Origin of the sequence: Streptomyces pilosus, assembly GCF_014649835.1 — a bacterium.
GTDB lineage: Bacteria > Actinomycetota > Actinomycetes > Streptomycetales > Streptomycetaceae > Streptomyces > Streptomyces pilosus.
Genome location: NZ_BMTU01000002.1, coordinates 713712 through 719769, shown reverse-complemented (window position 1 = coordinate 719769; position 6058 = coordinate 713712). Strand labels below are relative to the sequence as shown.

Below are 6058 nucleotides of genomic sequence, written 5' to 3'. Positions count from 1 at the left end.
CTGGCAGGCCTCGCACCTCGACCAGGCCTACATGTGGTGCAGCGACGTGAACTTCAACTGAGGCCCGAGGGCCGAACACGGCATCGGCATCGGCATCGGCCGGGCGTCGGTGACCCGCCGCCCGGCCGACCGCGCTCCTCCGGGGCAGAGGACCCTCTGGGTCACCCTGCCCCGGAGGAGCTGCGGATACAGCCGGGCGGATGTGCCGTACGTAATGCGTGTCTCGCGGATGGTGTCACCTCTTGCGCGCCTTACTCACCAGGTACGCCACCCCGACGATCGCGATCAGGGCCACAACGACGATCCAGAAGGGCGGAGTGCCCTCCCCGGCGCCTTTGGCCAGCCACAGGCCATATGACACATTGTCCTCCTGTCCTCCGATACCGCGCGTGAACGGCTCTCGCCGTAGCACCCCCTCATACCCCGGTTCGCCACCTGTCGGCATCAGCCTGAACACCTCAGGGCGGCAAAACCAGCAGCACTCCGAGTCACTTGTGCAGGGAAGAAGCCGGGTTCTCGCACCACCAGTTCACCGTTGGTGCGGGCCACCACGGCTGCCTCACCGGGGGCCCTCGACCAGGAGACGATGCGCGAGGTGGAGCAGCCCCGCCAGGTGCAGCACTCGTCCGTCGAAGCCTGGCAGGGGGACGTGGAGCGGTCGGGTCCAGCGGGTGGGTATGGCGTCCAGGCCGTGGTACGCCCTCGCGAGGCCTCCGGTCACAGCGGCGACGGTGTCCGTGTCACCGCCGAGGTCGATCGTCGCGCGGATCGCATCATCGACATTGCTCGTGGTGCGCGGGGCCCACGCGGCGGAGGCCAGGCAGGGCCGGACCGTACCGTTCAACTCGGTCGCCTGATCGGGGTGCCGGCCACCGCCTCCGCACATCTCGTCACCGCCACCGGGCGCGGGAAACAGCGGGGAGAACCCGTCCTGGGGACCGAACTCGAAGGCGCCACCCAAGGCGTCACCCACCGCTGAGCCGACGACCGCGCCGGCGGCCCGCTGGATCCGATGCATCCGAGCAGGCTGTCGGCGGCGCACCGACGGCCGTGCGGCCCTGCGCCTTCCTCGGCGCCCTCTCGATCCCCGGCGGAGAAAGTGATCCGCGGCGTGCGGCGCGCGGGCTTCGTGGACGGCGTGCTTGTCGGCGCGCACGGGCGTTCGACCTGGGCGGAGTCGCCGACGACCACGATGGGGCACCCCGCACGCTGCGCCGCACCCGACTCGACAGAGCCGCTGGACAGGTGACGTACGAGAACACCGCTGACGAGGGCCGGGGCCTAGGACACGAGGGCTTTGTCTACTCCGCGGCCGAGGGTCAAGACATCGATACTTCCCCGGCAGGGCCGAGTCGCCCTCCCTCTCACTCCCCCCGGCCGAGAAGCCTCCCGGACGACCCGGGGAGGCTACACCTCTCCAACTGCGACTTAATGAAAGCCAAAAGAAAAGCCGTGTGCGGAACCTTGACCGAGACCGGCACGGCGGGCAGTGTTCCGGAGAGCGCTCTCCCAGTCATTCCGCGTCAAGGAGACTCCCCATGCCCACAGTCGGCATACCCCCGGCGGTGCCGGTCCGCCACAGACCCGGCCGCCGCGGCCTCGTCGGTGTGATGGTCACCGCCCTGGCCGCCGCCCTGCTCGCCATCGTCCCCGCCGAAGAGGCGCAGGCCGCGCCCGTGCTGCTGTCGCAGGGCAAGCCGGTCACCGCCTCCAGCCAGGAGCACTACGGCACCCCGGCGACCGCGGCCGTCGACGGTGACAACGGCACCCGCTGGTCCAGCGCCGCCGCCGACCCACAATGGATCCGCGTCGACCTGGGCTCCCCCGCAACCCTCAGCCAGGTCGAGCTGCGCTGGGAGACCGCCCACGCCAAGTCCTACCGCATCGAGACGTCCCAGAACGGCACGGACTGGTCGACGGCCTACTCCACCACCACCGGCTCCGGTGGCACGGAGACCGTGAACGTCTCCGGCACCGCCCGCTACGTCCGCATGCTCGGCACCGCCCGCGCCACCGGATACGGCTACTCCCTCTGGGAGTTCAAGGTGTACGGCACCACCGGTGACGACCCCGGACCGGTGATCCCGGGCGGCGGCGACCTCGGCCCGAACGTGCATGTCTTCGACCCGTCCACGCCCGGCATCCAGGCCAAGCTCGACCAGGTTTTCAGGGAACAGGAGTCGGCACAGTTCGGCTCCGGCCGGCACGCCTTCCTCTTCAAGCCGGGCACCTACAACAACCTCAACGCCCAGATCGGGTTCTACACCCAGATCGCCGGCCTCGGCCTGCGGCCCGACGACACGACGATCAACGGTGACATCACCGTCGACGCCGGCTGGTTCAACGGCAACGCCACCCAGAACTTCTGGCGCGGCGCGGAGAACCTCGCCGTGCAGCCGGTCAACGGCACCAACCGGTGGGCGGTCTCGCAGGCCGCCTCGTTCCGCCGGATGCACGTCAAGGGCGGCCTCAACCTCGCGCCCAACGGCTACGGCTGGGCCAGCGGCGGCTACATTGCCGACAGCAAGATCGACGGCCAGGTCGGCAACTACTCGCAGCAGCAGTGGTACACCCGCGACAGCTCCATCGGCGGCTGGTCCAACAGCGTGTGGAACCAGGTCTTCTCCGGTGTCGAGGGCGCTCCCGCCACCAGCTTCCCCGAGCCCCGTTACACCACACTCGGCACGACGCCGATCTCCCGCGAGAAGCCGTTCCTCTACCTGGACGGCAACGAGTACAAGGTCTTCGCCCCCGCCAAGCGGACCAACGCCCGCGGCACCACCTGGGCCGACGGGAATCCTCAGGGTGAGTCGATCCCTCTGAGCAAGTTCTACGTCGTCAAGCCCGGCGCCACCGCCGCCACCATCAACGCGGCCCTCGCCCAGGGCCTGCACCTGCTCTTCACCCCGGGCGTCTACCACGTGGACCAGACGATCAACGTGAACCGGGCCGGCACCATCGTGCTGGGCCTCGGTCTCGCCACGATCATCCCGGACAACGGGGTGACCGCCATGAAGGTCGCCGACGTCGACGGCGTGCGGCTCGCCGGCTTCCTCATCGACGCCGGACCGGTCAACTCCCCCACGCTGCTGGAGATCGGCCCGCAGGGCGCCTCCACCGATCACGCGGCCGACCCCACCACCGTGCAGGACGTCTACATCCGCATCGGCGGCGCGGGGGCCGGGAAGGCGACCACCAGCATGGTCGTCAACAGCGACGACACCATCATCGACCACACCTGGGTCTGGCGCGCCGACCACGGCGAGGGCGTCGGCTGGGAGACCAACCGGGCCGACTACGGCGTCCGGGTCAACGGCGACGACGTCCTGGCCACCGGGCTGTTCGTCGAGCACTTCAACAAATACGACGTCGAGTGGTACGGCGAACGCGGCCGGACGATCTTCTACCAGAACGAGAAGGCGTACGACGCCCCGAACCAGGCAGCCATCCAGAACGGTTCGACGAGAGGCTACGCCGCCTACCGGGTCGACGACTCGGTGGACACCCACGAAGCGTGGGGCCTGGGCAGCTACTGCAACTACAACGTCGACCCGGGCATCCGCCAGGACCACGGCTTCAAGACCCCCGTCAAACCGGGGGTGAAGTTCCACAGCCTCCTCGTGGTCTCCCTCGGCGGCATGGGCCACTACAACCACGTCATCAACGACACCGGCGCCTCCACCGTGCCCGCCGGCACCTCGACCGTGCCGTCCACGGTCGTGTCGTACCCCTGACCGGACCACCCGTCGGCCACGACTCCCCTCCGGGCCGGATGGCATCCCCGCGCCCCGGCCCGGAGGGGCCACCACGCGGGGCCCCCACAGCCCCGCCCCGTCGGCTCTCCCCAACCCGTCTGGAGCAGATGTGTCCACAGCTCTCTCCCACCGCAGACCACCCGGCCAACGCGCCGTGCCCCTGCTCGCGCTCGGCGCACTGGTGGCGTCGTCACTCGTCCTGGCCGCCCCACCCGCGCAGGCGGCGGAGACCCTGCTCTCCCAAGGCAGGCCCGCCACCGCCTCGTCCCAGGAGGGCGCCGGCTACGCCCCCTCCGCGGCCGTGGACGGCAACCTCACCGGTACCCGCTGGGCCAGCCAGTGGAGCGACCCGCAGTGGTTCCAGGTCGACCTCGGACAGCGGTCCGACCTCAGCCGCGTCGTACTGACCTGGGAGGGCGCGTACGGCAAGGGCTACCAGATCCAGGCCTCCGACGACGGCACCGACTGGCGGACCCTGCGGACCGTGACCGGCGGTGACGGCGGCACGGACGAGATCACCGTCTCCGGCTCCGGCCGCTACGTCCGGATGCTGGGTACCGAGCGGTCCGGCGGTTACGGCTACTCCCTCTGGGAGTTCCAGGTGTACGGGAGCACGGACGGCACACCGCCCGTCCAGGGAGCGGTCAAGGTCACCGGCTCACCAGGTGACTGGCGGCTGACCGTCGGTGGGCAGCCGTACACCGTCAAGGGCCTGACCTGGGGCCCCGCCATCGCGGACGCCCCGAAGTACATGCCCGACGTCAAGTCCATGGGCGTCAACACCATTCGCACCTGGGGCACCGACGGCGGCACCAAGCCGCTGCTCGACAGCGCCGCCGCGCACGGCATCAAGGTCGTCAACGGCTTCTGGCTGCAGCCCGGTGGCGGTCCCGGCTCCGGCGGCTGCGTCAACTACGTCACCGACACCACGTACAAGAACAACATGCTCACCGAGTTCGCCAAGTGGGTCGAGACGTACAGGAGCCACCCCGCGACCCTCATGTGGAACGTCGGCAACGAATCGGTCCTCGGCCTGCAGAACTGCTACAGCGGGGCGGAACTGGAGGCCCAGCGCAACGCCTACACCGGCTTCGTCAACGACGTCGCCAAGAGGATCCACAGCATCGACCCCGACCACCCCGTCACCTCGACCGACGCCTGGACGGGAGCCTGGCCGTACTACAAGCGCAACGCGCCCGACCTCGACCTGTACTCGATGAACTCCTACGGCGACATCTGCGGCGTCCAGGAGGACTGGGAGAAGGGCGGCTACACCAAGCCGTACATCATCACCGAGGGCGGACCGGCAGGCGAGTGGGAGGTGCCGGACGACGCCAACGGCGTCCCCGACGAACCGACCGACGTACAGAAGGCCGAGGGGTACTCCCATGCCTGGGACTGCGTCACCGGCCACCGGGGCGTCGCCCTTGGTGCCACCCTCTTCCACTACGGTGTCGAACACGACTTCGGCGGCATCTGGTTCAACCTCGTGCCCGACGGGCTGAAGAGGCTCTCCTACTACTCCGTCAAGAGGGCCTACACCGGAACGGCCGGCACCGACAACACACCGCCGGTCATCTCGGACATGACCGTCAGTCCGGCCTCGTCCGCCCCGGCGGGCGGCGAGTTCACCGTCCGCGCGGACGTCCGTGACCCCGACGGCGACGCGATCACCTACAAGATCTTCCTCAGCGGCAACTACGCGAACGGCGACAAGCGTCTGGTCGAGGCCAAGTGGCGGTCGACCGGCAATGGAACCTTCGCCGTGACCGCTCCCGAGAAGCTCGGCGTGTGGAAGGTGTACATCCAGGCCGAGGACGGCCGCGGCAACGCCGGCATCGAGACGAAGTCGGTCAAGGTCGTCGCCCCGCCGGTGACCGGCACCAATGTGGCGCTGAACAAGCCCACCACCGCCTCCTCCTTCCAGCCGTCGTACGGCGACTGCCCCTGCGAGCCCGCCAAGGCGACGGACGGCCGGAGCGACACGCGCTGGGCCAGCGACTGGAGCGACCCGCAGTGGATCCAGGTCGACCTCGGCTCCGCCACCCCGATCCGCAAGCTCCAGCTCGTATGGGACCCCGCCTACGCCAAGTCGTACGACGTACAGGTCTCCGACAACGGCACCAGCTGGCGGACGGTCCACACCACGACCGCCGGCAACGGCGACATCGACACCATCGACGTCGCGGCGACCGCACGACACGTACGACTGCACCTGACGGCGCGTGGCACCGGCTGGGGCTACTCGCTGCACGAGTTCGGCGTCTACAGCTGACGACGGCGCACGGCGCCCGGCGCACGGC

At 69.4% G+C, this 6058-nt stretch carries 4 protein-coding genes; 2 read left to right on the top strand and 2 right to left on the bottom strand.

Going from position 1 to position 6058, the window contains the following annotated elements:
* Positions 1-235: 235 nt before the first annotated feature.
* Positions 236-361, bottom strand: coding sequence for a hypothetical protein (locus IE118_RS34445; protein WP_268248928.1), 126 nt, complete (start codon positions 359-361; stop codon positions 236-238).
* A gap of 198 nt (positions 362-559) precedes the next feature.
* The gene (locus tag IE118_RS08265; protein ID WP_189556922.1) at positions 560-1018 is read right to left on the bottom strand and encodes an ADP-ribosylglycohydrolase family protein; all 459 of its coding nucleotides are present in this window, start codon (positions 1016-1018) and stop codon (positions 560-562) included.
* 520 nt (positions 1019-1538) lie between these two features.
* Between IE118_RS08265 and IE118_RS08260 the strand changes: the two genes are divergently transcribed.
* A complete protein-coding gene (locus tag IE118_RS08260) occupies positions 1539-3734 on the top strand; it encodes a discoidin domain-containing protein (protein ID WP_189556920.1) in 2196 nt (731 codons plus the stop codon).
* A 130-nt stretch (positions 3735-3864) separates the two neighbouring features.
* Positions 3865-6030 carry a discoidin domain-containing protein gene (locus tag IE118_RS08255; protein ID WP_189556918.1) on the top strand — a complete coding sequence of 722 codons (2166 nt, stop codon included), beginning with the start codon at positions 3865-3867 and terminating at the stop codon, positions 6028-6030.
* Positions 6031-6058: the final 28 nt, after the last annotated feature.